Raw genomic sequence first — 24551 nt, 5'->3', positions numbered from 1 at the left:
GAAGAATTTCATGCAAGCAGTGCGTAACTGGGCTGCCCGTTGTGCGCCGTGGATCGGCGCGGTGGGCCTGTTCGGCGCTGTACAGCTGGCCCATGCCGGCGATTATCAGGGCTCGCCGCAGGTGGCCCAGTTCGTTGGCGAAATGAGCCGCGACTATGGCTTTGCCCCTGAGCAGCTGATGGGTGTGTTCGCGGAGGTGCAGCGCAAACAGTCGATCCTCGACGCCATTTCGCGCCCGGCCGAACGGGTAAAGCCGTGGAAGGACTACCGGCCGATGTTCATCACTGACGCGCGTATTGCCCGCGGTGTGGACTTCTGGCGCCAGCACGAGGCGGTGCTGGCCCGTGCCGAGCAGGAATATGGCGTGCCGGCGCAGTACATCGTTGCCATCATCGGCGTGGAAACCTTCTTTGGCCGCAACACCGGTAACTACCGGGTGATCGATGCCTTGTCGACCTTGGGCTTCGACTACCCGCCACGGGCGGAGTTCTTCCGCAAGGAGCTGCGCGAATTCCTGCTGCTGGCCCGTGAGGAACAGCTCGACCCGCTGACGCTCAAAGGCTCCTATGCTGGTGCAATGGGCCTGCCGCAGTTCATGCCGAGCAGCTTCCGCAACTTCGCGGTGGACTTCGACGGCGACGGCCACATCAATATCTGGAACAACCCGGACGACGCCATTGGCAGCGTGGCCAGCTACTTCAAGCGCCACGGCTGGGTGGCCGGCGAAGGTGTGGTCAGCCGCGCCTGGGTGGACGGTGGGCGCGCCGACGAAGGCCTGACCACCGGCATCGAGCCGGTAAAAACCGTTGGGGAGTTGCGCACGCTTGGCTGGTCGGTCCATGATTCGTTGCGCGATGATCTGCCGGTTACCGCCTTCCGTCTCGAGGGCGACAATGGCCCCGAGTACTGGATGGGCCTGAAGAACTTCTACGCGATCACTCGCTACAACCGCAGCGTGATGTATGCCATGGCGGTGCATCAGCTATCGGAACAGCTGGTTCAAGCACGGGGCGTCAAGTAATGCGCGCAATCATCTCTGGCAAGTCTTTCAAGCTGCTCACCTGCCTCGCCGTGGGCGTGGTGCTGGCCAGCTGTTCGTCCAACCGCCCGCCCCAGCAAAGCAGTGGCAACGTGGTGCGCACCCAGCCGGGCCTGGACATCAACCGCGCGCACAAGGACGGCGCGCCGTGGTGGGACGTGGATGTGAACAAGATCCCCGACGCCACGCCAACCGTGCACACCGGCAACTACAAGGCCAACCCGTACACGGTGCTGGGCAAGACCTACTACCCGATGCAGGACTCGCGCAACTATCGCGCGGAGGGCACCGCGTCGTGGTACGGCACCAAGTTCCACGGCCAGAACACCGCCAACGGCGAGCTGTACGACCTGTACGGCATGAGCGCGGCGCACAAGACCCTGCCGCTGCCGGCCTACGTGCGGGTGACCAACCTGGCCAACGGCCGTAGCGTAATCCTGCGGGTGAACGACCGTGGGCCGTTCTATTCGGACCGCATCATCGACTTGTCCTATGCCGCGGCGAAAAAACTCGGTTATGCCGAGATTGGCACCGCGCACGTGCGCGTCGAAGGTATCGACCCGCAGCAGTGGTGGGCCCAGCGTGGCCAGACACCACCGATGGTGCTCAAGGAGCCCCAGGTGGCCCAGACCCAGGCGATCCCGGCCAGTACCGGGCGCGTCGAGCAATGGACCCCGCCGCCCCAGCAGCATGCGGCGCCGGTGGTGCCGGTGCAGGTGGCCGGCAACAACGTGCCGGCCGGCAGTGGCGGCAGCTTCCTGCAGGTGGGTGCCTTCGCCAACCCGGACGCCGCCGAACTGCTGCGCTCCAAGCTCAGCAGCATGGTCAGCGCGCCAGTGTTCATCAGCTCGATCGTGCGTAACCAGCAGACCCTGCACCGCGTGCGCCTCGGGCCGATCAACAGCCAGGGCGAGATCCAGCAAGCGCAGGACAGCATCCGCCTGGCGAACCTTGGGCAGGCCAAGCTGGTCACAGCTGACTGACCGCGTTGCCTTCTTCGCGGGCACGCCCGCTCCCACAGGGCATGCGAAACCCTGTGGGAGCGGGCGCGCCCGCGAAGAAGGCAACACCAAACTGTCGGTTTTGTCATGAATTGACGGGCGCGGGCATGTACAATGTCGGCTTTTGCCCGCAGCGACATAAAGCCGCACATTGCGAGCCAGGCCTACGGCCGCAAAAACTAGACTGACTGGCGCTGGGCACATGATCTTGCCCAGGGAACATCAGACCATTAGCGATTTTCGAGAGACGGATGAACATCACCAACCTTGCCAAACGACTTTGCCTGCCCGTACTGCTGATGATCACGCCTGCCGCCTTCGCGGCTGAGCAGATGACGCCGGCGCCACCGCAACTGGCAGCCAAGTCCTACGTACTCATGGATGCGTCCAGCGGCAACGTGCTGGTCGAGAACAACGGTGACGAGCGCCTGCCGCCTGCCAGCCTGACCAAGCTGATGACGGCCTACATCGCCACCCTGGACATCCGTCGCGGCCAGATCGGTGAAAACGACCCGGTTACCGTCAGCGAAAACGCCTGGCGGACCGGCGGTTCGCGCATGTTCATCAAGGTGGGCAGCCAGGTGACCGTCAGCGACCTGCTGCACGGCATCATCATCCAGTCCGGCAACGACGCCTCGGTTGCCCTGGCCGAGCACATCGCCGGCAGCGAAGACGCCTTCGCCGACATGATGAACAAGACCGCTGCCGACCTGGGCATGGCCAACAGCCACTTCATGAACCCGACCGGCCTACCGCACCCGGACCATTACTCGTCGGCCCACGACATGGCTACCCTGGCCCGTGCGATCATCAACGTCGACCCGGCCCACTACGCCATCTACTCGCAGAAAGAGTTCTTCTGGAACAACATCAAGCAGCCAAACCGCAACCTGCTGCTGTGGCGTGACAAGACTGTCGACGGCCTGAAGACCGGCCACACCGACGAAGCCGGCTACTGCATGGTGGCTTCGGCCGTTCGCGATGGCCAGCGCCTGATCGCCGTGGTCTTCGGCACCAACAGCGAGCAGTCGCGTGCTGCCGAGACCCAGAAGCTGCTGACCTATGGCTTCCGCTTCTTCGAAACCCAGACCTTCTACCAGAAGGGTACCGAGCTGACCAAGTCGCCGGTCTGGAAGGGCGCGACTGGCGAAGTGAAAGCTGGCCTGGCCAACGACCTGACCCTGACTATGCCTAAAGGCCAATTGAAGCGCCTGCAGGCTTCGATGACCATGAACCCGCAGCTCACCGCGCCAATCGCCAAAGGTGACGTGATCGGCAAAGTGGAAGTCAAACTGGACGAGAAAGTGGTTCACAGCGCCGACCTGATCGCCCTCGATGGCGTCGAGGAAGGTGGTTTCTTCCGCCGTATGTGGGATAGCATCCGTCTATTCTTCTACGGGTTGTTCAACTGATACGTGACCTGCATGCCCCCGCGTATCCTGCGGGGGCGTTGTTGTTGCCACGGCTTACGAGGCCGTTTCCGCCATGAGCGAACCAGACGTCAAGTCGCACAAGATCGAATTCCCCTGCGACGATTACCCGATCAAGGTCATCGGTGACACCGTTGTCGGCTTCAAGGACACGGTGATCGAGATCCTGAGCAAGCACGCGAAGGTCGACCTTTCCACCCTGGCCGAGCGCCAGAGCAAGGAAGGCAAGTACACCACCGTGCAATTGCACATCGTTGCCGAAAGCGAGAACCAGCTGCACGATATCAACAGCGCCCTGCGCGCTACCGGCATCGTGAAAATGGTGCTCTGATGTCCGCCTGCCTCGGTTTTCGCGAGCTTGGCCTGCAGCCCTACGAACCGGTGCTGGAGGCCATGCGTCGCTTCACCGAGCAGCGTAGCCCGGACAGCCAGGATGAAGTCTGGCTGGTCGAGCACCCCGCGGTCTTCACCCAGGGCCAGGCCGGCAAGGCCGAGCACCTGCTGGTGCCGGGCGACATCCCGGTAGTGCAGACCGATCGCGGTGGCCAGGTGACCTACCATGGCCCCGGGCAGCTGGTGGCCTACCTGCTGCTGGATGTGCGCCGGCTGGGCTTTGGCGTGCGTGAGCTGGTCAGCCGTATCGAGCAGACCCTCATCGACCTGCTCGCCAGTTACGATGTCCAGGCCGCGGCCAAGCCCGATGCCCCGGGCGTCTATGTCGACGGAGCGAAAATCGCCTCCCTCGGCCTGCGAATCCGCAACGGCCGTTCGTTCCACGGCCTTGCCCTGAACGTGGACATGGACCTCGCGCCATTCCGCCGAATCAACCCCTGCGGCTATGCGGGGCTGGCGATGACCCAGCTGCGCGACCTGGCAGGTCCGATCGAACTCGACGAGGTCAGGACAAGGCTGCGCGGACAGCTGGTCAAGCACCTCGACTACGCTGAGCAGACGACCCTCACGGGCGGAATCGACTGAATATGACAACTGTGCAAGAAGCCGTGCCGAACCTGATACCTACCCAGGATGCCACCCCGCGCCCAGCGCCGAAGAAGGTGGAAGCCGGGGTCAAGCTGCGTGGTGCCGAAAAGGTGGCGCGCATCCCGGTGAAGATCATCCCCACCGAAGAGCTGCCGAAGAAGCCCGACTGGATCCGCGTGCGTATCCCGGTGTCGCCCGAGGTAGACCGCATCAAGCAGCTGCTGCGCAAGCACAAGCTGCATAGCGTATGCGAAGAGGCATCCTGCCCGAACCTCGGCGAGTGCTTCTCCGGTGGTACCGCCACCTTCATGATCATGGGTGACATCTGCACCCGTCGTTGCCCGTTCTGCGACGTTGGCCACGGCCGGCCGAAACCGCTGGACCTGGACGAGCCGAAGAACCTGGCCATCGCCATCGCCGACCTGCGCCTGAAGTACGTGGTGATCACCTCGGTGGACCGCGACGACCTGCGTGACGGTGGTGCCCAGCACTTTGCCGACTGCATCCGCGAAATCCGTGCGCTGTCGCCGGGCGTACAGCTGGAAACCCTGGTGCCGGACTACCGTGGGCGCATGGATATTGCCCTGGAGATCACCGCGCAAGAGCCGCCGGATGTGTTCAACCACAACCTCGAGACCGTGCCGCGCCTGTACAAGGCCGCACGCCCGGGTTCGGACTACGACTGGTCGCTGGACCTGCTGCAGAAGTTCAAGCAGCTGGTGCCGCACGTACCGACCAAGTCGGGCCTGATGCTCGGCCTGGGCGAAACCGATGAGGAAGTGATCGAAGTGATGCACCGCATGCGCGAGCATGACATCGACATGCTCACCCTCGGCCAGTACCTTCAGCCGTCGCGCAGCCACCTGCCGGTGCAGCGGTTTGTCCACCCGGACACCTTCGCCTGGTTCGCCGAGGAAGGTTACAAGATGGGCTTCAAGAACGTCGCTTCCGGCCCGTTGGTGCGTTCTTCGTACCACGCTGACCAGCAGGCTCACGAAGCCAAGATCAAGCTCTGAGCCAAGCACAGAGCCACGCATGCCGATGCGCGCCGAAGGGCCGCATCGGCATTTTTGTTTGTGCCACACGCGCTGCAAGGAGCCGCGATGAATTGCGCCGAAACCTTCCAACCCAGCCTGCCAGCCGCGCTGCCGCGTGATGCCTGTTTTGCCATTGTCGCCCCGGCGGGCGCGGCGCGGCTGGATACGCACAAGGTCAACCAGTGGTTCGTTGATAGAGGCTACAGCTGCCGCATCTATCCGGGAGCCCTTCAGGCCCAGGGCTATCTGGCGGGGCCGGACCGGCAGCGGTTACAGGACCTGCATGATGCCTTTGCCGACCCGGCTATCGACGCCATTCTGTGCATGCGTGGGGGGTACGGTAGCATGCGGCTGCTCGACCAACTCGATTTCGAACTGATCCGGTGCAACCCCAAGCCGCTGATCGGTTACAGCGACATAACCGCGCTGCACACGGCGATCTACCGGCATACCGGGCTGCTCACCTTTCATGGCGGGATGCTCAATGCCGACCTGCTGGGGGCCAAGTTGCCGCCAACCGAGACTTCGTTGCTGGCGCAGCTGGGTGGGCATGTGCGGGCAGGGGAGCAGATCGTGCACCCTGCTGACTTCGCATTGAGCAGCGTGCTGCATGGGGTGGCCAGCGGGCCGCTGCTGGGCGGCAACCTGTCGATGTTGGGCGCGACCCTGGGGACGATTGCCGAACTGGATACGCAGGGCTGCATCCTGTTCATTGAGGACGTCAACGAGCCGCTTTACCGGGTGGATCGCTTGCTGACCCAGCTGCGCCTGGCAGGCAAGCTGGAGGGGGTGAAGGGTGTGCTGGTGGGGGACTTTGCCGGGATTACCACTGCGGCGTTGACGCCTCTGCTGGAGGATATCTTCGCGCCGCTGGGTGTACCGGTGCTGGCCGGGTGGCGCAGTGGGCATTGTGACCCGAATGTGTGCTTGCCGTTGGGGGCTCAGGTAATGCTGGATAGCGGGAGGCAGACATTGGTGTTGGAGCAGGATTTGTTCAAGGCTTGAGATTGTCGGGGCTGCTTTGCAGCCCATCGCGACACAAGGCCGCTCCCACAGGAGAAGTGCTATCGCTTGTGGGAGCGGCCTTGTGTCGCGAAAGGGGCGCAACGCGCCCCCAGCAATCTTACTATTTGCGCAGGCTCTCGAGCAGCTTGTGGGTCGGATACCCATCCGCCGGCCACCCCAGCCCCTGCTGGGCATTGCGGATCGCCTTGCGGGTATTGGCGCCAATGATGCCATCGGCATTGCCGGCTTCGTGCCCATTGCTGTTCAGCAGGTTCTGCAGCTCCATGCGCTCGCTGCGGCTGAGGGGCAGGTCTTCTTTCGGCCAGCTGCCGGCAATGAAGCCCCAGCCCGTGAAGCGATCACCCAGCAGGCTTACTGCCAGCGCGTAGGACGACGAATTGTTGTACTTGAGGATGGCGCGGAAGTTGTCCAGCACCAGGAATGCCGGGCCACGCGCGCCCGCGGGCAGCAGCAGTGCGGCAGACAGCTGGTTGCTACCCACCGGCAACTGGGTACCGGCAGGCAGTTTCACGCCCATCGCAAGCCACTCGCTCACCGGCTTGCGCAGAGCGCCATCGGCCTGCCAGTAATCGAAGCCAGGCGGCACCTGTACCTCGAAGCCCCACGGCTGGCCACGCTTCCAGCCCGAACTCTGCAGATAGTGCGCGGTCGAGGCCAAGGCGTCTGCCGTGCTGTTCCAGATGTCGCGGCGGCCATCGCCGTCGAAGTCCACGGCATGGGTGTTGTAGGTGGTCGGGATGAACTGGGTCTGGCCCATGGCACCGGCCCACGAACCACGCATGGCCTCAGGCTGGATGTCGCCGTGCTGAATGATCTGCAGCGCGGCGATCAGCTGGTCCTGGGCGAACTGCGGGCGTCGGCCCTCATAGGCCAGGGTAGCCAGCGAGCGGATCACCGACTTGTTGCCCTGAAACTGGCCGAAGTTGCTTTCCATGCCCCATACCGCGACCAGCACTTGGCGATCGACACCATAGCTTTGCTCGATGCGGGTCAGCAGTTCGGCGTTCTGCTCCAGCAGCTTCTTGCCGTTGCGCACGCGCAGAGGCGACAGGGCGCCTTCGAGGTATTCCCATACGGGGCGGGTGAACTCCGGCTGGCTGCGATCGGCCTTGATCACGTCCATGTCGGGGGTGACGCCGAGGAAGGCGCGGTCGAACGTATCCTGCGAAATGCCGGCTTGCAGGGCTTGCTGGCGAAAGCCTGCTTGCCATTGCGCGAAGGTTTGCAGAGGCTGGATTTCAGTGCTGGTGTCAGGCGTCGTGCCGGGCAGGGTCACCACAGGGGTGGGCTGGGCGGGGGCCAGCGGCAGGGCATCGGCGGCGGTGGGCTTTTCTGCGCAGGCCACGAGCAGGATGAAACTGGAGGCCGCGATCAGCTGGCGGGTTTTCCAGCGGGGGAGAAGACTGAGGAGCATTCACAGATCCAGAATTGCAGGTCAGGTGACGACCATATCATGCCTGCGCTCTCGATGCTTTCATGCAGCCAAAAAGTAGGAAGCCTCCCAATCTCTCGATTGGAAGGCTTCGCGGCGGTAGCTGCCTTTGCCCTTGTTCGGCTGTTCCTGTCGGCAGCGGAACAGCGGTTGGGCGATGATCGACTTGGCCTTGTTGGGGCCGTGCTTTTTCGGCTTTTTGCTCATGGCGGGGTTCCCGGGTTGGGTGGGTTTCGCAGCGCACTGTAGGGCTTGGGGGAGGGTGGGGCCAATTGATTGTGTATATGGTCGAGATGTTGGGGGGCATTGCAGCCCTGTGGGAGCGGGCGTGCCCGCGAACACCGGCGAAGCCGGTGCCATCCACCGCGTCGCCTGATTCGCGGGCATGCCCGCTCCCACAGCGGCCCCAGTTACTCGGGAGGGAGTGCCAGGCGCTGGCCGGCCATCAGCAGCGACAAGCGCGCCAGGCCAGTCCACGGCGAGCCCTCGGCCTGGCCCTTGATCTGTGCATCGATACGCTGGGCATCTTGCAGCAACTGCGCCCAGCGCTGCGCCGACAGGCGCTGCAGGGCCTTGCTGACCAGTGGCCGGCGTTTGTCCCAGACCGGTGGGCGGGCCTGGCTGAAAGCCTTGTCCAGCGGTACACCCTGGCTGAACTGCTGGGCCAGCCCCGCCAGTTGGCGCAGCTCTCGGGCCAGGGCCCAGAGAATCACTGGTGGCTCCACGCCTTCACCGCGCAAGCCTTCGAGCATACGCAAGGCATGCGCAGCTTCGCCGTTGAGAATGGCATCGACCAGGCCGAAGACATCGAAGCGGGCGCTGTCGGCGACGGCGGCCTGTACGGTCTCCACGGTGATCTGGTTGCCCTCGGCAAGCAGCTTGAGCTTTTCGATTTCCTGTGCGGCCGCCAGCAGGTTGCCTTCCACGCGCGCGGCAATCAGGTCGACGGCGTCACGCTGTGCCGACAGGCCGGCCTGCTGCAGGCGCTGGTTGATCCACTGCGGCAGCTGGTGCACATCCACCGGCCAGATCTGGATGAACTGGCAGTGGGCACCTTCGATCAGCGCCTTGCCCCACTTGGTCTTCTGCGCGCTGCCGTCGAGCTTGGGCAGGCTGACCAGCAGCAAGGTGTCTTCGGCAGGGTTGGCGCAGTATTCCATCAGCGCAGCAGCGCCCTTGTCACCAGGCTTGCCCGAGGGCAGGCGCAATTCCAGCAGGCGGCGCTGGGCGAACAGGGACAGGCTGGCGCCAGCCTGGAGCAGGGTGCCCCAGTCGAAGTTGGCGTCGGCACTGAAGACCTGGCGTTCGTCGAAGCCCTGCTGGCGCGCGGCGTTGCGGATGGCGTCGGCGGCTTCCTGGCACAGCAGCGGGTCGTCGCCGCTGACCACGTAGACCGGTGCCAGGGCGCCTTGCAGGTGCTTGTTGAGTTGGGCGGGAGCGAGCTTCATGGGAAACAGGCGGGGTACCCGAAGGTACCCCGCTCGGGCTTAGTTGCCCGGTACTTCCAGTGGCGACTGCTGAGGCGTTTCGGCCTGCTGGCGGCGAGCGGCCTCCAGCGCAGCGGCTTCGGCCTTGGCACGTTCGTCGGCTTGACGCTGCAGCTCGTCCAGCTGGGACGGGGTCAGCAACTGCAGGCGAACGACCATGGCGTTGACCAGGTCGCGACGCATTTCTTCGCGGGCGCGGACGGCTTCCTGCTCGGAGCCGGTGATGTTCGAGCCGTCACGCAAGTAGATCTTGCGCACTTCCAGCTTGTCGCTCATCAGCTCCAGGTTGTTCAGGCCCTGGATACTGTAGTTCAGCACGGTGGTCAGCTCGTACTCGGCGGTACGGTTGCCGCTGTTGTAGGTCGCCGAGCGCTCGCGCTCCTGCTCGTTGGTCAGCACCAAGCGGTACGGTGCACCAGCGTGCACGTTGACGCCGCTACGCTGCAGTACTTCACGCAGCTGGACCACGGTCGGGCCGTAGGCGTTGCGTGCGCTTACGTCCATTTCCTTCACGCTCAGTTCGGTGGAGCCGGTGCCGCGCAGCTGGAAACCGCAGGCGCTGAGCATGACCGCCAGGCCAATTACCAGCAAATTGCGTTTGATCATGTTGTTGCTCCCTTGTGGGCCTGTTCGCCCGCCCGCAGTGCCTGCGGGCGGGCGTTGCCATCAGTTGGCGACGATGTTGACCAGCTTGCCCGGTACCACGATGACCTTGCGGATGGTCAGGCCATCGATGAAGCGCAGGACGTTCTCGTTGCTGCGCGCGGCGGCTTCGATTTCTTCGCGGCTGGCGGCGGCCGGCATTTCGACCTGGCCACGCAGCTTGCCGTTGACCTGCACCACCAGGGTGACGGTGTCCTGTACCAGGGCTGCCTCGTCGACGGCTGGCCAGCTGGCGTCGATGACGGCCTGCTGGTGGCCCAGCTGTTGCCACAGCTCGTGGGAGATGTGCGGGGTGATCGGCGCCAGCAGCAGAGTGACGGCCTCCAGGCCTTCCTGCAGCAGGGCACGGTCCTGTTCAGTGGCCTGCGGAGCCTTTTCCAGCACGTTCATCACGGTCATCACCTGGGCGATGGCGGTGTTGAACTTGTGGAACTGGCCCACGTCGGTGCTGGCCTGCTTGATGGCGGCGTGGATGGCGCGGCGGATGACCTTCTGCGCGTCGTCCAGGGCGGCGACATCCAGCTTGCCCGGCAGGCCTTGGGCTACATGAGCCTGGGCCAGGCGCCAGACGCGGCGCAGGAAGCGGCTGGCGCCTTCGACGCCGGAGTCGGACCATTCCAGGCTCATGTCGGGCGGCGAGGCGAACATCATGAACAGGCGGCAGGTGTCGGCGCCGTACTGGTCGATCATCGATTGCGGGTCGACGCCGTTGTTCTTCGACTTCGACATCTTCTCGGTGCCACCGATTTCCACCGGCAGGCCGTCGGTCTTCAGGCGGGCGCCAATGATCTTGGCCTTGGCATCACGCTCGACCTCGACATCGGCCGGGTTGAACCAGTCCTTGCCGCCGTTGCTGGCCACACGGTAGTAGGTTTCGGCGACCACCATGCCCTGGGTCAGCAGGTTCTTGAACGGCTCGTTCGAGGTGACCAGGCCTTCGTCACGCATCAGCTTGTGGAAGAAGCGCGCGTACAGCAGGTGCAGGATGGCGTGCTCGATACCGCCGATGTACTGGTCGACCGGCAGCCAGTGGTTGGCCGCTTTCGGGTCGACCATGCCACCTTCGTAGTTCGGCGAGGCGTAGCGGGCGAAGTACCAGGACGACTCGACGAAGGTGTCCATGGTGTCGGTTTCGCGCTTGGCCGCGGTGCCGCATTTCGGGCAGTTGCACTCGTAGAATTCAGGCATGCGCGCCAGTGGCGAACCGGCACCGTCCGGCACCACGTTCTCCGGCAGGGTGACCGGCAGCTGGTCTTCCGGCACCGGTACGTCGCCGCAGGACGGGCAGTGGATGATCGGGATCGGGCAGCCCCAGTAGCGCTGGCGGCTGATACCCCAGTCACGCAGGCGGAACTGGGTACGCGATTTGCCCAGCTCCTTGCGGATCAGGGCGGCTTCGATGGCGTCGAAGGCACCGGCGAAGTCCAGGCCGTCGAATTCGCCGGAGTTGATCAGCTGGCCGTGCTCGCCATAGGCGGCCAGCCACTCGTTGCCGACTTCATCGCCAGCGCTGGTGCGCACCACCGCCTTGACCGGCAGGTTGTACTTGTGGGCGAACTCGAAGTCGCGCTCGTCGTGGGCCGGCACGGCCATGACGGCGCCATCGCCGTAGTGCATCAGCACGTAGTTGGCGACCCATACCGGCAGCTTCTCGCCGGTCAGCGGGTGCTCGACCAGCAGGGAAGTGGCCATGCCCTTCTTCTCCTGGGTGGCCATGTCGGCTTCGGCAACGCTGCCGCTCTTGCACTCATCGATGAACGCCTGCAGCGCCGGGTTGCCCTGGGCGGCTTGGGTGGCCAGCGGGTGTTCGGCGGCGACGGCGACGTAGGTGGCACCCATCAGCGTGTCGGGACGGGTGGTGAAGACCTTGAGGGTGCCTTCGTGGCCGATGCTGGCCAGGTCGTACGGGAACTGCACTTCCATGCCGCGCGACTTGCCGATCCAGTTGCGCTGCATGGTCTTGACCTGCTCAGGCCAGCCCGGCAGCTCGTCGAGGCTTTCCAGCAGCTCGTCTGCGTAGTCGGTGATGCGGAAATAGTACATCGGGATTTCGCGCTTCTCGATCAGCGCGCCCGAACGCCAGCCACGGCCGTCGATGACCTGCTCGTTGGCCAGTACGGTCTGGTCCGCCGGGTCCCAGTTCACGGTACCGTTCTTGCGGTAGATGATGCCTTTCTCGAACAGGCGGGTGAACAGCCACTGCTCCCAGCGGTAGTAGTCGGGCTTGCAGGTGGTGACTTCACGTGCCCAGTCGATGGCCAGACCCAGGCTCTTGAGCTGGGTCTTCATGTAGTCGATGTTTTCGTACGTCCACTTGGCCGGGGCGACGTTGTTCTTCATCGCCGCGTTTTCCGCGGGCATACCGAATGCGTCCCAGCCCATCGGCTGCAGGACGTTCTTGCCCAGCATGCGCTGGTAGCGGGCAATCACGTCACCGATGGTGTAGTTGCGCACGTGGCCCATGTGTAGCTTGCCGCTCGGGTACGGGAACATCGACAGGCAGTAGTAGGTGTCCTTGCCTGGCTGTTCGGTAACAGCGAACGATTGTTGCTCGTCCCAGAACTTCTGGGCGGCGGCTTCGATATCACGGGGCGTGTATTGTTCGTGCATGGCTACTTTTTGCTGAGAGGGAAGAGACCTTGTTCCAGGCAGCGGAACCTCGCTGCGTCCGGCACTCCGGTGTCGTTTAGAGTGAACGCCGTAGCATACAGCAGCGCCGCGCATCGTGGGAAACCTTCGTTGCGAATGCCCGCTGGTCGCGGCACACGGCTGCTTTTTTGAACGACGCTAAGCTCAGGTGTGGGGGGAGATATTCTTATCTTCAATGAGGTGAACGGATGGGAGAGACGCAGCTACCCGCAATCAGACCGGAGCTATACGAACGCCTGATCGACCGGCTTGGCCTGGCGCTGGAAGTGGCCAGGACCTCGGTGCGATTGCGCGACGAAATGCCAGCCGAGCTGGAATTGCGTGGCCTGAGCCACGCAGAGTTCGAACTGATCAAGGCCTACCTGGATTCCCTCCCGGAGCGCCACAATGCCTGTGTCGGCAGTTACCCACAAGCGGAGCCGACATCGGCCAAGATCATCTGGCTCAAGGACAAGAAACGCCCCGCCAGCACGGCGAGATCCAGGACGCTGCCGCATCGCTAGCCGTTCAGGACGCCAGGCGCAGGCTATCGCGCGCCGGTTCTTAAATTTTGCACAGCTCACGATCGGCGCCGGCCACACCCTTGTTGACCGGCGTCGATCCTTCTAGGCTGCACGCCTGCCAAGGAGGTGTGGCCAATGTCGATCCGATTCTTCGTCAAACAATGGCTGATGCCGCCAGGCGTGCTGTTCCTGCTGCTGCTTGTGGCGTGGTGGCTGCGCCGCCGTCGGCCCCGGCTGGCAGCGCTGTGCTTTGCTCTGGGCCTTGGTGGCCTGTGGCTGATGAGCCTGCCGCTGGTGGTGCAGGAAACCGCTCGTGTGCTGGAGACGGAAGCGCCGCTGGCGGTAAGCGATTGGGCCGGCCTGGCAAGCCGGGCAGATGCCATTGTGGTGCTGGGCGCGGGGCGTGAGCGAGGTGACCCGGCCTGGGGTGGTGGCGACCAGCCCACAGCCACGGCGCTGGAGCGCATGCGCTTTGCCGCACGGCTGGCCAAGGCTTCGGGCTTGCCGGTGTTGACCAGTGGCGGGTTGCACTATGGCTCGCCGCCGAGCGAGGCGCAGTTGATGGCTGATCGCCTGCGTGAAGATTTCGGTGTCGAGGTGAAATGGCGAGAGGAGGGCAGCCGCACTACCTGGGAGAATGCCCGGCTGACGGCCAAGGTGCTGCAGCCGTTGGGAATTCGCCGTGTGGTCGTGGTGACCCAGGCCTGGCACATGCAGCGCTCGCGCTGGAGCTTCGAGCAGGCGGGGTTCGAGGTGGTGCCGGCGCCAGTCGGGTTCCTCGGGCGCGATCATGCGCGGCCGTTCGGCGGGTTGCTGCCGGAGAGCCGGGCGATGTGGCAGAGCGGGCAGTTGCTCAATGAAGTGGCCGGGTTGGTGGGGTATCGGCTGTTCTACTGAGCCTTGTACTGCCTGTACCGGCCTCTTCGCGGGCACGCCCGCTCCCACAGGTACACCGCAGGCCATGGGCTTGTGCGGTCCCTGTGGGAGCGGGTTTACCCGCGAAGAGGCCGGTACAGGAAAACTCAAACGGTCTTGGCAATGCGCCCGGCCAGCAACGCCCAACCCAGCAGCAATGCGCAGACAATCGCCAGCGGCCACGACCGCCATTGCAGGTACGGCGTCAGCTTCTGCATCGGCACCACCTCGCCATACAGCACCGCCTGCTGGAACTGCGGTACCTGCGTGGTAATGCGGCCAAACGGGTCGATCAGCGCGGTCACGCCATTGTTGGTGGCGCGGATCATCCAGCGCCCGGCTTCCAGCGCGCGCATCTGTGCCATCTGCAGGTGCTGCAACGGGCCGATCGAGGTACCGAACCAGGTGTCGTTGCTGATGGTCAGCAGCAGGTCGCTGCGGGCCGCCAGGCCGGCGGCGAATTCGGGGTAGACCACTTCGTAGCAGATGTACGGCGCAATCTGGTAGCCCTTGGCCTGCAGCAGCGGCTGGTCTTCCGGCCCGCGGGCGAAGTCCGACATGGGCAGGTTGAAGAACTCGATCAGGCCACGCAGCATGTCCTGCAGCGGCACATACTCGCCAAAAGGCACCAGCTTCTGCTTGAGGTAGGTGCCATCGCCTTCACCAGTGACGGTGATGCCGTTGTAGTAGCGGCGCTGGTGATGCACCACTTCACGCACCGGCACGCCGGTAATCAGCGCCGAATGCCGCTCGGCGGCAAACCGGCCCATCACGTCGATATAGCCTTGGGCCTGGTCCTTGAGCACCGGGACCGCGGTTTCCGGCCACACCAGCAGGTCTACCGGCCTGGAGCTGAAGCTCAGGTCACGGTACAGCGCCAGTTGCGCATCGATGTGTGCCGGGTCCCATTTCAGGTCCTGCTCGACGTTGCCCTGGATGGCCGCCACTTTCAGTGGGTCGCCCGCCGGCTTGGTCCAGGCATGGCCCTTGAGCGCCAGGCCCAGCACCCACGGGGCCAGCAACAGCAGGCAGCCCACCGCGAGGAACGAGGGGCGGGCGCGCAGGCGGTGCACGTTGCACAACAGGGCAGCGGTCAGGGCCAGTGCGAAGGAAATCAGCCACACGCCACCCAGCGGTGCCAGGCCGGCCAGCGGGCCGTCCAGCTGGCTGTAGCCGGCGTAGAGCCAGGGGAAGCCGGTCAGGAACCAGCCGCGGAAGGCCTCTTGCAGCAGCCACAGGGCGGCAAAGCACAAGGCGTCGGCCAGTGGTGCTTCGGTGCGGCGCAGCCAGCGTGCCCACAGCCAGGTGGGCAGGGCGAAGAACCAGGCCAGGGCGGCGAAGAAGGCCAGCAGCAGCAGGATCGCCAGCAGCGGCGAGGCACCGCCGTAGGTGTTCATGCTGACGTAGATCCACCAGGTACCGGCACCGTACAGGCCGAAGCCGAACCACCAGCCGCGCCACATGGCCTGGCGCGGGCTGAGCTCGCGCAGGCCGAGGTAGAGCAGGGCGATGGACAACACGGCCAAGGGCCAGATGTCGAAAGGCGCCAGGGCCAGGAGGGTGGAGGCACCGGCCGCCAGGGCCAGCAGGTTACCGGGCCAGCCGGGGCGGGTGATCCAACGCATGTTTGTCCTTAACGGGTGATCGGTGTCAGGCGCAGCAAGTGTATCCGCCGGCTGTCGGCATTGAGAATACGGAACTTGTAAGGGCCGATCTCGGTGGTCTCGTTGCGCTTGGGCAGGTGACCGAAGGCGCTCATTACCAGGCCGCCGACGGTGTCGAACTCGTCATCGGAGAATTCGCTGTCGAAGAACTCGTTGAAGTTTTCGATCGGGGTAAGCGCCTTGACCAGGAAGTCGCCGCTGGGCAGCGGTTTGATGTAGCTGTCTTCCTCGACGTCGTGCTCGTCCTCGATATCGCCGACGATCTGCTCCAGCACGTCCTCGATGGTGACCAGGCCGGCCACGCCGCCGTACTCGTCGATGACGATGGCCATGTGGTTATGGTTGGCGCGGAACTCGCGCAGCAGCACGTTCAGGCGCTTGGACTCGGGCACGAAAGTGGCCGGGCGCAGCAGGTCCTTGATGTTGAAGCTGTCGCCATTCTCCTTGAGGATCAGCGGCAGCAGGTCCTTGGCGAGCAGGATACCGAGCACATCGTCGTGGCTTTCGCCGATCACCGGGTAGCGCGAGTGCGCGGCGTCGATCACCGCCGGCAGGAACTCGCGGGGCGACTGGCTGGCCTTGATGCTGATCATCTGCGAACGCGGCACCATGATGTCGCGAACCTGCAGGTCGGCCACCTGGATGGCGCCTTCGACGATGGTCAGCGCTTCGCTGTCCAGCAGTTTGTTCTGATGGGCTTCGCGCAGCAGTTCAAGGAGCTGCTGGCGGTTTTTCGGCTCATGGGCAAAAGCCTGGGTCAGTTTACCCAGCCAGGACTTCTGCCCGTTGCTCGATCGATCTTCGCTCATGGCGGTTCTCGTGATCCTTCGTGTTTCAGTGTGTGATGGTGTCGGTTTCATCGTCGGCGTACGGGTCGGGATGACCCAGTTCTGCCAGCAATTCCCGTTCCAGGCCTTCCATTTCCTCGGCTTCCTCATCTTCGATGTGGTCGTAGCCGAGCAGGTGCAGGCAACCGTGTATGACCAGGTGTGCCCAGTGCGCTTCCAGCGACTTGCCTTGATCGGCGGCTTCGCGCTCGACCACTGGCACGCAGATCACCAGGTCGCCCAGCAACGGGATATCGAGCAGGTCGTCGGGGACGTCGGCCGGGAACGACAGCACATTGGTCGCGTAGTCCTTGTGCCGGTAGGTGTGGTTCAGCTCGCGGCCTTCGGCTTCGTCGACCAGGCGAATGGTCATTTCCGAATCGGCGCTGCGCTGGCGCAGGGCCAGTTCGCACCAGCGGCGAAAGGCGGTGTCATCCGGGGCGGCAGCATCCGTGGCCCGTTGAATATCGAGTTCAAGCATCTTTGCCGGGCGCCTCGGGCTTGGCCTGGCGGGCATCGAAGCGGTCGTAGGCCTCGACAATGCGCTGCACCAGTGGGTGACGAACCACATCTTTGGGTTGGAAGTGGGTGAAGCTGATCCCCGGAACGTCCTTCAGCACCTCGATGACGTGTGCCAGGCCTGACTTGGTGCCGCGGGGCAGGTCAACCTGGGTGATGTCACCGGTGATGACCGCGGTGGAGCCAAAGCCGATACGGGTAAGGAACATCTTCATCTGTTCCAGCGTGGTGTTCTGGCTTTCGTCGAGGATGATGAAGCTGTTGTTCAGGGTGCGGCCACGCATGTAGGCCAGCGGCGCGATCTCGATCACCTGGCGCTCGATCAGCTTGGCCACATGTTCGAAGCCGAGCATTTCGTACAGGGCGTCGTACAGCGGGCGCAGGTACGGGTCGATCTTCTGGGCCAGGTCGCCGGGCAGGAAGCCGAGCTTTTCGCCCGCCTCGACCGCCGGGCGCACCAGCAGGATCCGGCGCACCTGTTCGCGTTCCAGCGCGTCCACGGCGCAGGCCACGGCCAGGTAGGTCTTGCCGGTACCGGCCGGGCCGATGCCGAAGTTGATGTCGTTGGCCAGGATTTCTTTTACGTAGCGTTGCTGGTTGACTCCGCGCGGGCGGATGTTGCCCTTGCGCGTGCGCAGCGACACGCTGACCTCGTTGACGGCCGGGTTGTCGATGTTCTCGACGGTCGATTCCTGCAGGTACAGATGCACGGTTTCCGGTGACAGGTCGCTGGCCTTCGTCTCGCGGTAGAGACGGCGCAGCAGTTGTTCGGCAGCGGAGGTGGTCTTGGGTTCGCCGATCAGTTCGAACTGATTGCCGCGGTTGCGGATCTCGATGGCCAGGCGCTGTTCGATCAGGCGCAGGTGCTCGTCGAACTGGCCGCACAAGTTGGCGAAACGGTGGGCCTCGAAAGGTTCGAGGATGAAGCGATGGGGTTGTATGGGTGCGTTCAAGGTCGTTTTTAGCCGCTCGACGGCAATGAATGTGAACTCAAGAATAACCCTTGAATGGCAGTGGCGAAAGCACTGAAACGTTCAACGGTATGTATGGCCTGTTCCGGCCTCTTCGCGGGCACTGGTATGATGCCCGCCTTTTCTTACGCATGTGTTATCCCGACGAACATGAGCAAACGCGAACCTGCCATCTATAAAGTGATCTTCCTCAACCAGGGGCAGGTCTTCGAGATGTATGCCAAGCAGATCTACCAGAGCGACCTGTGGGGGTTCCTGGAAATCGAGGAGTTCGTGTTCGGCGAGCGTTCGCAGCTGGTGGTGGACCCGAGCGAGGAGAAGCTCAAGAGCCAGTTCGATGGGGTGATCCGCAGCTTCGTGCCGATGCACTCGATCGTGCGCATCGACGAGGTGGAGCGACTGGGCACGGCTAAGATCAGTGAAGCCAAGGGCGGCGGCAACGTGATGCCGTTCCCCATGCCGATGCCGGAAAAGTAACCCTCAGGGGAGTGGCGAGAACGGCGTGCGCCCTTCGGCGTTCTGCAGTTCCAGCAGGTACTTGCGGAAGATCTGGCCGAGCACCTGGGTGGCATGCTCCAGCTCGTCGCGGGGCATTTGCTCGGTCACTTCGTCGGCCATGTCCAGCGCATCCTCGGCGCCGTTGACCGCGGCCATCTTCAGCAGTATGTAGGCCTGCACATTGTTGGCCTTGACCCCTTCGCCACGGAAGAACATGGCGCCCAGGCGGTACTGGGCCTCGGCATGGCCTTGCAGCGAGGCCTTTTCGAACCAGTTCAGGGCTTTGCCCAGGTTTTTCGGCGTTTGCGTGTAGTAGTACTCGCCCAGTTCGAATTGCGCCTGGGCATCCCCCGCCGTTGCCGTCTGCTCACAAGCCTTGAGGGCGTTTGCCAGGTCTTCAGGCTGGACATTCAAGGTGCAGCGGCCCGTCGCCGGAATGAGCAACGAGTTACCGCCCTCCGCCAGAGCCAGCAGGGGCTGAAGAAGCAACAGGCAGCCCAGGGTCAGGGCGCGGCCGGTGCGGTTCATGGGGATCGACTTACCTCTGCAAAGCTGCGGCCAATGTCTCTGGTGGCACATTATGGGATAAGCAGCGCCAACCTTACAAAGTTTTACTCGAATTTCTGCTTGGTTGGGGAAGTCAGCTGATTGTGCATGGGTATTTGTTGCCTGTACCGGCCTCTTCGCGGGTAAACCCGCTCCCACAGGGACCGCACCGCTTTCACGGGGGCGCAGTCCCTGTGGGAGCGGGTTTACCCGCGAAGAGCCCGGTACAGGCTGAAAATTACTTCAGGGCTGCAAAAGCCTTTTCAGCCGCATCCAGTGTGATCTGCAGCTCCTTGTCCCCATGGGCGATGGAGGTAAAACCGGCCTCGAACGCGCTCGGCGCCAGGTACACGCCACCATCGAGCATCAGGTGGAAGAAGCGCTTGAAGCGCTCGGCATCGCTGGCCATCACGTCTTCGAAGGTGACGATGTCGTCGGCGCCGCTGAAGTACAGGCCGAACATTGCACCGGCCTGGGTGGTGACGAACGGCACGCCAGCGGCATCGGCGCGCTGTTGCAGGCCGTCGAGCATGCGGCTGGTGTAGTCGGTCAGCTCGGCGTGGAAGCCCGGGCGGCTGATCAGCTTCAGGGTGGTCAGGCCGGCGGCCATGGCCAGCGGGTTACCCGACAGGGTACCGGCCTGGTAGACCGGGCCGAGCGGGGCAATGCAGCCCATGATTTCACGCTTGCCGCCGAAGCAGCCGACCGGCATGCCGCCGCCGACGATCTTGCCGAAGGTCGACAGGTCCGGCTTGATGCCATAGTGGCCCTGGGCGCCGCCGAGCGAAACGCGGAAACCGGTCATCACTTCGTCGAAGATCAACACCACGCCGTGCTTGTCGCACTGCTCGCGCAGGCCTTCGAGGAAGCCTGGCGCCGGCGGTACGCAGTTCATGTTGCCGGCTACCGGCTCGACGATGATGCAGGCTACGGTCTGGCCGACTTCGGCCAGGGTCTTCTCGACGGCGGCGATGTCGTTGAACGGCAGGGTCAGGGTGTGTTTGGCGAAGTCCGCCGGCACGCCCGCCGAGCTCGGCACGCCCTGGGTCAGCAGGCCGGAGCCTGCTTTTACCAGCAGGCTGTCGGAGTGGCCGTGGTAGCAGCCTTCGAACTTGATGATGGCGTCACGGCCGGTGTAGCCACGGGCCAGGCGGATGGCGCTCATGGTGGCTTCGGTGCCCGAGCTGACCATGCGCACCATCTCCATGGATGGCACCAGCGAGCAGACCAGGTCGGCCATCTCGGTTTCCATGGCGGTCGGGGCGCCATAGGACAGGCCGTGCTCCAGCTGCCTGCGTACCGAGTCCAGTACCTCCGGGTGGCCGTGGCCGAGGATCATCGGGCCCCAGGAGCCGACGTAGTCGACGTAGCGCTTGTCATCCTCGTCAACGACGTAGGCGCCTTCGGCATGCTTGAAGAACAGCGGCGTGCCGCCAACGCTCTTGAAAGCGCGGACCGGCGAGTTGACGCCACCGGGGATGTGCTTCTGGGCTTGGGCGAACAGGGCTTCGGAACGGGACATGGGGATCTCTCGAATCAGGATGCGAACAAGGCGTTGAAGGCGCGGGCGCGGCGGGTGACTTCCTGCGCGCTGTCGGCACCGAACAGGCCGTGGATCACCGCCAGCAGGTCGGCGCCATGGGCGACCAGCGGGGCGGCGTTGTCGAGGGTAATGCCGCCGATCACCGCGATCGGCAGTTTCACCTGGGCGCGGGCCTGCTCCAGCAATTCGATGTTGGCAGCGGGTGCACCCGGCTTGGTGACAGAATTGAAGAAGCGGCCAAAGGCCACGTAGCTGGCGCCTTCGCTGGCAGCCTGGGCGGCCAGCTCGAGGCTGGCGTGGCAGGTGGAGCCAATGATTGCCTGGCGTCCGAGCAATGCGCGGGCCGGGGTCAGCGGGCCGTCGGTCTGGCCCAGGTGCGCGCCGACGCCCAGGCGCGCGGCCAGTTCGGCGTCGTCGTTGATGATCAGCTGAGTGCCGTAGCGCTCGCAGAGCTGCATCAGCCCTTCAGCTTCGCGCAGGCGGCGTGCCGCGTCGTCACTTTTGTCGCGGTACTGCAGCAGGCATACGCCGCCTTCCAGTGCCGCCTCGACATGGGACAGGAAACGGCCAGCGAGCAGCTGGCTGTCGGTGATGGCGTACAGACCGCGTAGCTTCATTGGAGGCCTCGTGTCAGGAGCAGAAATCCAGCGGCAGGCGGCGCGGCACGAACTGGCCCTTGCCCAGCTGTTCGGCGTCACGCAGGGTGCGCCAGGTGTAGTCCAGGGCGCTGCGGACGGCGCTTTCCAGCTGCTCGCCAAGGGCCAGGCGGCCGGCCAGGGCACTGGCCAGGGTGCAGCCCGAACCGTGGTAGCTGCCCGGCAGGCGCTGGCAGGTCCAGGTGTGGTGCTGGCCGTCGCGGCTGTACAGGCGGTTGTGAATTTCGTCTTCGTCGCCGTGACCGCCGGTAATCAGCAGGTGTCTACAGAACGGCAACAGTTTCTCGGCACACTCGTCGGCGGTGCCTTCGGGCAGTTCGGCAAGGATGCGGGCTTCGGGCAGGTTCGGCGTGGCGATGGTCGCCAGCGGCAGCAGGCGTTCGCGCAGGGCGTAGCCCACTTCGTCCTTGCCCAGGCGACCACCACCACCGGCACGCAGCACTGGGTCGCAGACCAGCGGCAGATGCGGGTGGGCCGCCAGCAGTTCGGCGACGGTGTCGACCATTTCGATCGAACCGAGCATGCCGAGTTTGACGGCGGCCACCGAGGAGTCGGCCAGCACGGCGTTGGCCTGGGCCAGCACCCACTCGCGGTCGAGCACGCGGAAGTCGGAAACGTTGACGGTATCCTGCACGGTCAGGGCGGTCACTGCGGGTGCGGCATGACAGCCTTGGGCGATCAGGGCTTCGATATCTGCCTGCAGGCCGGCGCCGCCACTGGGGTCGTGGCCGGAGAGACAGAGGACAACGGGGCGGGAGCTGTAGGTATTCATGGTCGGCGAGCTTACCACCAATCCTGTTTGGGCGGATCGTCCTACAAATGAGTTTTGTTGATCATAAGGTCAGATTTTTGCCGGTTTAATTTCTGAAAGCATTGATTTAGAGCCTTTTCTTTGTGATTGGATATGGTCGATTGCCAGGTTGCGAAGCTATGCTAGAGTGCTCGGATAACTCTACAAACGGGTTCTGCCGGATCGTGTCGTCTCAAACGGATGGGAGGCAACCGCGACTCGACTGGACAGGCCATGCTGGGGCTGTATGCGCTATTTGCTGATTGTGCTTCTGGGCTTGCTGCCCGCGCTGGCCGGGGCAGTCGATTTCGACGCAGCTACCCGGCATCTTCCGCTGGGCAAGGCCATGCAGGTTTATGAAGACCCCGATGGCAGTGCCAGCATCACCCAGGTCAGTGCCCCTGATTTCGCCAAGCATTTTCGCCCCCACCACAAAGACGTGTTGAACGCCGGTTATTCCACCTCGGTGTTCTGGCTCAAGGTCGAACTGCGCCCTGTAGCCGCGCCTGGCGCCGCCCCACGGCAATGGCTGCTGGAGTTGGCCTACCCACCGCTGGATCACCTCGAGCTCTACCTGCCCGACGGCAGCGGCAGTTACCGCCTGGCCCGGCGTACCGGCGACGCCTTGCCCTACCACAGCCGTCAAATACTGCAGAACAACTACCTGTTCGAACTGCAGCTGCAGCCTGGCCAGGTGACCACCGCCTACTTGCGTCTGCACAGCCAGGGCTCGGTGCAGGCGCCGCTGGCGCTGTGGTCCGCCCAGGCCTACATGGAGGAGCAGCCTACGCGCCTGTATGTGCTGGGGATAATCTATGGCGTGCTGCTGGTGATGCTGGTGTACAACCTGTTCATCTACCTCAGCGTGCGCGACGTCAGCTACCTCTATTACATCCTCTATATCGCCTCGTTCGGCTTTTACCAGGTGTCGGTTAATGGCGCCGGTGTGGCCTACTTCTGGCCGGACAGCCCGTGGTGGGCAAATGCCTCGACGCCGTTGTTCATCGGTTCCGCAGGCCTGTTCGGTTGCCAGTTCGCCCGGCATTTCCTGCAACTTGGCAGCATCAGCCGTGCTTTCGATCGGCTGCTGCAGTTGCTGATGCTGGGTGGCGCGCTGGTCATGGTGCTGGCGGTGACCATGCGCTACGGTGTCGCTTTGCGCATGGCCACGGTGCTGGCGTTGCTGTTTACCGTGAGCATCTTCGCTGCCGGGCTGTATGCCTGGTGGCGTGGCTTGCGCGTGGCACGCTGGTTCATCATCGCCTGGACTGCGTTCCTGCTCGGTGGGCTGGTCAACACCCTGATGGTGTTGGGCTACCTGCCGAACGTGTTCATCACCATGTATGCCAGCCAGCTGGGGTCGGCGCTTGAGGTGGCCTTGCTGTCGCTGGCGCTGGCTGACCGCATCAACAGCCTGCGCGAGCAGCAGGCGCAGACCTTGCGCGACACCGGGCGCACGCTGGAACAACTGAACCTGCAACTGGCCAGGAGCAACCGGCTGAAAGATGAATTCCTGGCCAGCGTGACCCATGAACTGCGCACACCGATGAATGGCGTGATCGGCTCGCTGGAGCTGATGCATACCCTGCCGATGGAGGCCGAGATGGCCCAGTACCACCGCACGGCGGTGGGCTCGGCCCAGGGCATGATGGATATGGTCGATGCCATCCTGACCCTGTCCGAACTGCAGGCCGGCCGCCTGCGCGCGCAGCCGGCGCCATTCAGCCTGCGTGACCTGCTGCAGGGCGTACGTGCCGGTTATGCCGGGCAGGCTTTGGGCAAAGGCTTGTACCTGAGCCTGGACATCCCGGCCGATGTGCCGGACGGGTTGCTGGGCGATGCTCAGAAGCTGGCCCGCTGCCTGGGGTGCCTGGTGGACAACGGTTTGAAGTTCACCCACCAGGGCGGGGTGATGATCCAGGTGCGCGGGCGCCGGGTGGGGCCTGACGACTTGGCGCTGACCTTCATGGTCAGCGACAGCGGTATCGGCTTCGATGATCTCGATCAGGCGACCCTGTACCAGCGCTTCTTCCAGGTGGATGGCTCGATGACCCGGCGTTACGGCGGGCTGGGGATTGGTTTGTCGATCTGCCGGCAGATGGGGGAATTGCTGGGGGCACGGTTGTCGCATGAGTCGACGCGGGGGTTGGGGAGCCGGTTCGAGTTGAGTTTGAACATGGCTATTGCGCAGGTGCAGATGGCATCGAATGTTCTGCAGACGCGACGGTTGCTTTAGAGGTTTTCGTTTCCGCAGGCTTTGTTGGGGCTGCTTTGCAGCCCTTCGCGGGCACGCCCGCTCCCACAGGTTTGGCGCTGAGTGGGACTGTCAGTTTTTTTGTGTTCGGGCCGGTAATGGCCTGCCGCCAGGCAGGCC

General features: G+C 63.9%; 24 protein-coding genes. 11 read left to right on the top strand and 13 right to left on the bottom strand.

Annotated features, from left to right (window positions below; genetic code table 11):
* The first annotated feature begins 10 nt into the window (after positions 1 to 10).
* From mltB to MJ643_RS21845, 7 genes are all read left to right on the top strand, one after another.
* Positions 11 to 1021 carry a lytic murein transglycosylase B gene (gene mltB / locus MJ643_RS21875; protein ID WP_038410161.1) on the top strand — a complete coding sequence of 337 codons (1011 nt, stop codon included), beginning with the start codon at positions 11 to 13 and terminating at the stop codon, positions 1019 to 1021.
* A complete protein-coding gene (locus MJ643_RS21870) occupies positions 1021 to 2022 on the top strand; it encodes a septal ring lytic transglycosylase RlpA family protein (RefSeq protein ID WP_013974354.1) in 1002 nt (333 codons plus the stop codon). Before mltB ends, MJ643_RS21870 begins: the two co-directional genes overlap by 1 nt.
* 269 nt (positions 2023 to 2291) lie before the next feature.
* Positions 2292 to 3452 carry a D-alanyl-D-alanine carboxypeptidase family protein gene (locus MJ643_RS21865; protein ID WP_013974353.1) on the top strand — a complete coding sequence of 387 codons (1161 nt, stop codon included), beginning with the start codon at positions 2292 to 2294 and terminating at the stop codon, positions 3450 to 3452.
* Positions 3453 to 3525: 73 nt separating this feature from the next.
* Complete coding sequence (locus MJ643_RS21860; protein ID WP_003249736.1) at positions 3526 to 3801, top strand: DUF493 domain-containing protein; 276 nt, start codon at positions 3526 to 3528, stop codon at positions 3799 to 3801.
* Positions 3801 to 4448 (top strand): lipoyl(octanoyl) transferase LipB, encoded by a 648-nt coding sequence (gene lipB, locus MJ643_RS21855; RefSeq protein WP_013974352.1) that lies wholly within the window; start codon positions 3801 to 3803, stop codon positions 4446 to 4448. The genes MJ643_RS21860 and lipB overlap by 1 nt, the downstream gene beginning before the upstream one ends.
* Before the next feature lie 2 nt (positions 4449 to 4450).
* Complete coding sequence (gene lipA / locus MJ643_RS21850) at positions 4451 to 5467, top strand: lipoyl synthase (protein WP_003257574.1); 1017 nt, start codon at positions 4451 to 4453, stop codon at positions 5465 to 5467.
* An 87-nt stretch (positions 5468 to 5554) separates the two neighbouring features.
* A complete protein-coding gene (locus tag MJ643_RS21845; RefSeq protein WP_013974350.1) occupies positions 5555 to 6493 on the top strand; it encodes an LD-carboxypeptidase in 939 nt (312 codons plus the stop codon).
* 121 nt (positions 6494 to 6614) lie between these two features.
* Here MJ643_RS21845 and MJ643_RS21840 read toward each other — a convergent pair whose 3' ends face one another.
* From MJ643_RS21840 to leuS, 5 genes are all read right to left on the bottom strand, one after another.
* Complete coding sequence (locus MJ643_RS21840; RefSeq protein ID WP_013974349.1) at positions 6615 to 7928, bottom strand: lytic murein transglycosylase; 1314 nt, start codon at positions 7926 to 7928, stop codon at positions 6615 to 6617.
* 60 nt (positions 7929 to 7988) lie between these two features.
* A complete protein-coding gene (arfA, locus tag MJ643_RS21835) occupies positions 7989 to 8153 on the bottom strand; it encodes an alternative ribosome rescue factor ArfA (protein WP_003257578.1) in 165 nt (54 codons plus the stop codon).
* Positions 8154 to 8356: 203 nt separating this feature from the next.
* Positions 8357 to 9394: a DNA polymerase III subunit delta gene (gene holA / locus MJ643_RS21830; protein WP_024087789.1), complete on the bottom strand. Its 1038-nt coding sequence runs from the start codon at positions 9392 to 9394 to the stop codon at positions 8357 to 8359.
* A gap of 39 nt (positions 9395 to 9433) precedes the next feature.
* Positions 9434 to 10039: an LPS assembly lipoprotein LptE gene (lptE, locus tag MJ643_RS21825; RefSeq protein ID WP_024087788.1), complete on the bottom strand. Its 606-nt coding sequence runs from the start codon at positions 10037 to 10039 to the stop codon at positions 9434 to 9436.
* Positions 10040 to 10099: 60 nt separating this feature from the next.
* On the bottom strand, positions 10100 to 12706 hold the full coding sequence (gene leuS / locus MJ643_RS21820; protein WP_024087787.1) for a leucine--tRNA ligase: 2607 nt from the start codon (positions 12704 to 12706) through the stop codon (positions 10100 to 10102).
* Between the two features lie 227 nt (positions 12707 to 12933).
* Here leuS and MJ643_RS21815 point away from each other — a divergent pair, with 227 nt between their 5' ends.
* The gene (locus tag MJ643_RS21815) at positions 12934 to 13248 is read left to right on the top strand and encodes a hypothetical protein (protein ID WP_003257582.1); all 315 of its coding nucleotides are present in this window, start codon (positions 12934 to 12936) and stop codon (positions 13246 to 13248) included.
* Between the two features lie 135 nt (positions 13249 to 13383).
* Positions 13384 to 14145, top strand: a complete 762-nt coding sequence (locus MJ643_RS21810) for a YdcF family protein (RefSeq protein ID WP_024087786.1) — start codon at positions 13384 to 13386, stop codon at positions 14143 to 14145.
* A 125-nt stretch (positions 14146 to 14270) separates the two neighbouring features.
* Here the strand turns inward: MJ643_RS21810 and lnt are convergent, their stop codons facing one another.
* The 4 genes from lnt to MJ643_RS21790 are packed head-to-tail and all read right to left on the bottom strand — an operon-like array spanning position 14271 to position 18126.
* The gene (lnt, locus tag MJ643_RS21805; RefSeq protein ID WP_013974344.1) at positions 14271 to 15788 is read right to left on the bottom strand and encodes an apolipoprotein N-acyltransferase; all 1518 of its coding nucleotides are present in this window, start codon (positions 15786 to 15788) and stop codon (positions 14271 to 14273) included.
* 8 nt (positions 15789 to 15796) lie between these two features.
* Entirely contained in the window at positions 15797 to 16636 is an 840-nt protein-coding gene (locus tag MJ643_RS21800; RefSeq protein ID WP_003257584.1) for an HlyC/CorC family transporter, read from the bottom strand.
* A 25-nt stretch (positions 16637 to 16661) separates the two neighbouring features.
* On the bottom strand, positions 16662 to 17135 hold the full coding sequence (gene ybeY, locus MJ643_RS21795; protein WP_013974343.1) for an rRNA maturation RNase YbeY: 474 nt from the start codon (positions 17133 to 17135) through the stop codon (positions 16662 to 16664).
* Positions 17128 to 18126, bottom strand: a complete 999-nt coding sequence (locus MJ643_RS21790) for a PhoH family protein (protein ID WP_013974342.1) — start codon at positions 18124 to 18126, stop codon at positions 17128 to 17130. The genes ybeY and MJ643_RS21790 overlap by 8 nt, the downstream gene beginning before the upstream one ends.
* Before the next feature lie 168 nt (positions 18127 to 18294).
* On the opposite strand from MJ643_RS21790, the gene MJ643_RS21785 reads away from it, so the two are divergent.
* Positions 18295 to 18621 (top strand): DUF1820 family protein, encoded by a 327-nt coding sequence (locus MJ643_RS21785; RefSeq protein ID WP_013974341.1) that lies wholly within the window; start codon positions 18295 to 18297, stop codon positions 18619 to 18621.
* Between the two features lie 3 nt (positions 18622 to 18624).
* On the opposite strand, the gene MJ643_RS21780 is transcribed toward MJ643_RS21785, so the two are convergent.
* The 4 genes from MJ643_RS21780 to MJ643_RS21765 form a co-directional block, all read right to left on the bottom strand.
* Complete coding sequence (locus MJ643_RS21780) at positions 18625 to 19170, bottom strand: sel1 repeat family protein (protein ID WP_003257587.1); 546 nt, start codon at positions 19168 to 19170, stop codon at positions 18625 to 18627.
* A 256-nt stretch (positions 19171 to 19426) separates the two neighbouring features.
* Positions 19427 to 20710: a glutamate-1-semialdehyde 2,1-aminomutase gene (gene hemL, locus MJ643_RS21775; protein WP_013974339.1), complete on the bottom strand. Its 1284-nt coding sequence runs from the start codon at positions 20708 to 20710 to the stop codon at positions 19427 to 19429.
* Between the two features lie 14 nt (positions 20711 to 20724).
* Entirely contained in the window at positions 20725 to 21348 is a 624-nt protein-coding gene (thiE, locus tag MJ643_RS21770) for a thiamine phosphate synthase (RefSeq protein ID WP_024087785.1), read from the bottom strand.
* 13 nt (positions 21349 to 21361) lie between these two features.
* Positions 21362 to 22159 carry a hydroxymethylpyrimidine/phosphomethylpyrimidine kinase gene (locus MJ643_RS21765; protein ID WP_024087784.1) on the bottom strand — a complete coding sequence of 266 codons (798 nt, stop codon included), beginning with the start codon at positions 22157 to 22159 and terminating at the stop codon, positions 21362 to 21364.
* Between the two features lie 265 nt (positions 22160 to 22424).
* Here MJ643_RS21765 and MJ643_RS21760 point away from each other — a divergent pair, with 265 nt between their 5' ends.
* Entirely contained in the window at positions 22425 to 24413 is a 1989-nt protein-coding gene (locus tag MJ643_RS21760) for a hybrid sensor histidine kinase/response regulator (protein ID WP_013974336.1), read from the top strand.
* The last annotated feature ends 138 nt before the right edge of the window (positions 24414 to 24551 follow it).

Origin of the sequence: Pseudomonas sp. PNPG3, assembly GCF_023093815.1 — a bacterium.
In the GTDB taxonomy this organism is placed as follows: domain Bacteria; phylum Pseudomonadota; class Gammaproteobacteria; order Pseudomonadales; family Pseudomonadaceae; genus Aquipseudomonas; species Aquipseudomonas asiatica.
Note: the sequence above shows the minus strand (reverse complement) of the source record. Positions and strands in the feature narration are given on the sequence as shown.

What these genes read in the sequence shown, in the direction of transcription:
- mltB (WP_038410161.1), top strand. Translation starts at nt 11, where the DNA reads ATGCAAGCAGTGCGTAACTGGGCTGCCCGTTGTGCGCCGTGGATCGGC.
- MJ643_RS21870 (WP_013974354.1), top strand. Translation starts at nt 1,021, where the DNA reads ATGCGCGCAATCATCTCTGGCAAGTCTTTCAAGCTGCTCACCTGCCTC.
- MJ643_RS21865 (WP_013974353.1), top strand. Translation starts at nt 2,292, where the DNA reads ATGAACATCACCAACCTTGCCAAACGACTTTGCCTGCCCGTACTGCTG.
- MJ643_RS21860 (WP_003249736.1), top strand. Translation starts at nt 3,526, where the DNA reads ATGAGCGAACCAGACGTCAAGTCGCACAAGATCGAATTCCCCTGCGAC.
- lipB (WP_013974352.1), top strand. Translation starts at nt 3,801, where the DNA reads ATGTCCGCCTGCCTCGGTTTTCGCGAGCTTGGCCTGCAGCCCTACGAA.
- lipA (WP_003257574.1), top strand. Translation starts at nt 4,451, where the DNA reads ATGACAACTGTGCAAGAAGCCGTGCCGAACCTGATACCTACCCAGGAT.
- MJ643_RS21845 (WP_013974350.1), top strand. Translation starts at nt 5,555, where the DNA reads ATGAATTGCGCCGAAACCTTCCAACCCAGCCTGCCAGCCGCGCTGCCG.
- MJ643_RS21840 (WP_013974349.1), bottom strand. Translation starts at nt 7,928, where the DNA reads ATGCTCCTCAGTCTTCTCCCCCGCTGGAAAACCCGCCAGCTGATCGCG.
- arfA (WP_003257578.1), bottom strand. Translation starts at nt 8,153, where the DNA reads ATGAGCAAAAAGCCGAAAAAGCACGGCCCCAACAAGGCCAAGTCGATC.
- holA (WP_024087789.1), bottom strand. Translation starts at nt 9,394, where the DNA reads ATGAAGCTCGCTCCCGCCCAACTCAACAAGCACCTGCAAGGCGCCCTG.
- lptE (WP_024087788.1), bottom strand. Translation starts at nt 10,039, where the DNA reads ATGATCAAACGCAATTTGCTGGTAATTGGCCTGGCGGTCATGCTCAGC.
- leuS (WP_024087787.1), bottom strand. Translation starts at nt 12,706, where the DNA reads ATGCACGAACAATACACGCCCCGTGATATCGAAGCCGCCGCCCAGAAG.
- MJ643_RS21815 (WP_003257582.1), top strand. Translation starts at nt 12,934, where the DNA reads ATGGGAGAGACGCAGCTACCCGCAATCAGACCGGAGCTATACGAACGC.
- MJ643_RS21810 (WP_024087786.1), top strand. Translation starts at nt 13,384, where the DNA reads ATGTCGATCCGATTCTTCGTCAAACAATGGCTGATGCCGCCAGGCGTG.
- lnt (WP_013974344.1), bottom strand. Translation starts at nt 15,788, where the DNA reads ATGCGTTGGATCACCCGCCCCGGCTGGCCCGGTAACCTGCTGGCCCTG.
- MJ643_RS21800 (WP_003257584.1), bottom strand. Translation starts at nt 16,636, where the DNA reads ATGAGCGAAGATCGATCGAGCAACGGGCAGAAGTCCTGGCTGGGTAAA.
- ybeY (WP_013974343.1), bottom strand. Translation starts at nt 17,135, where the DNA reads ATGCTTGAACTCGATATTCAACGGGCCACGGATGCTGCCGCCCCGGAT.
- MJ643_RS21785 (WP_013974341.1), top strand. Translation starts at nt 18,295, where the DNA reads ATGAGCAAACGCGAACCTGCCATCTATAAAGTGATCTTCCTCAACCAG.
- MJ643_RS21780 (WP_003257587.1), bottom strand. Translation starts at nt 19,170, where the DNA reads ATGAACCGCACCGGCCGCGCCCTGACCCTGGGCTGCCTGTTGCTTCTT.
- hemL (WP_013974339.1), bottom strand. Translation starts at nt 20,710, where the DNA reads ATGTCCCGTTCCGAAGCCCTGTTCGCCCAAGCCCAGAAGCACATCCCC.
- thiE (WP_024087785.1), bottom strand. Translation starts at nt 21,348, where the DNA reads ATGAAGCTACGCGGTCTGTACGCCATCACCGACAGCCAGCTGCTCGCT.
- MJ643_RS21765 (WP_024087784.1), bottom strand. Translation starts at nt 22,159, where the DNA reads ATGAATACCTACAGCTCCCGCCCCGTTGTCCTCTGTCTCTCCGGCCAC.
- MJ643_RS21760 (WP_013974336.1), top strand. Translation starts at nt 22,425, where the DNA reads ATGCGCTATTTGCTGATTGTGCTTCTGGGCTTGCTGCCCGCGCTGGCC.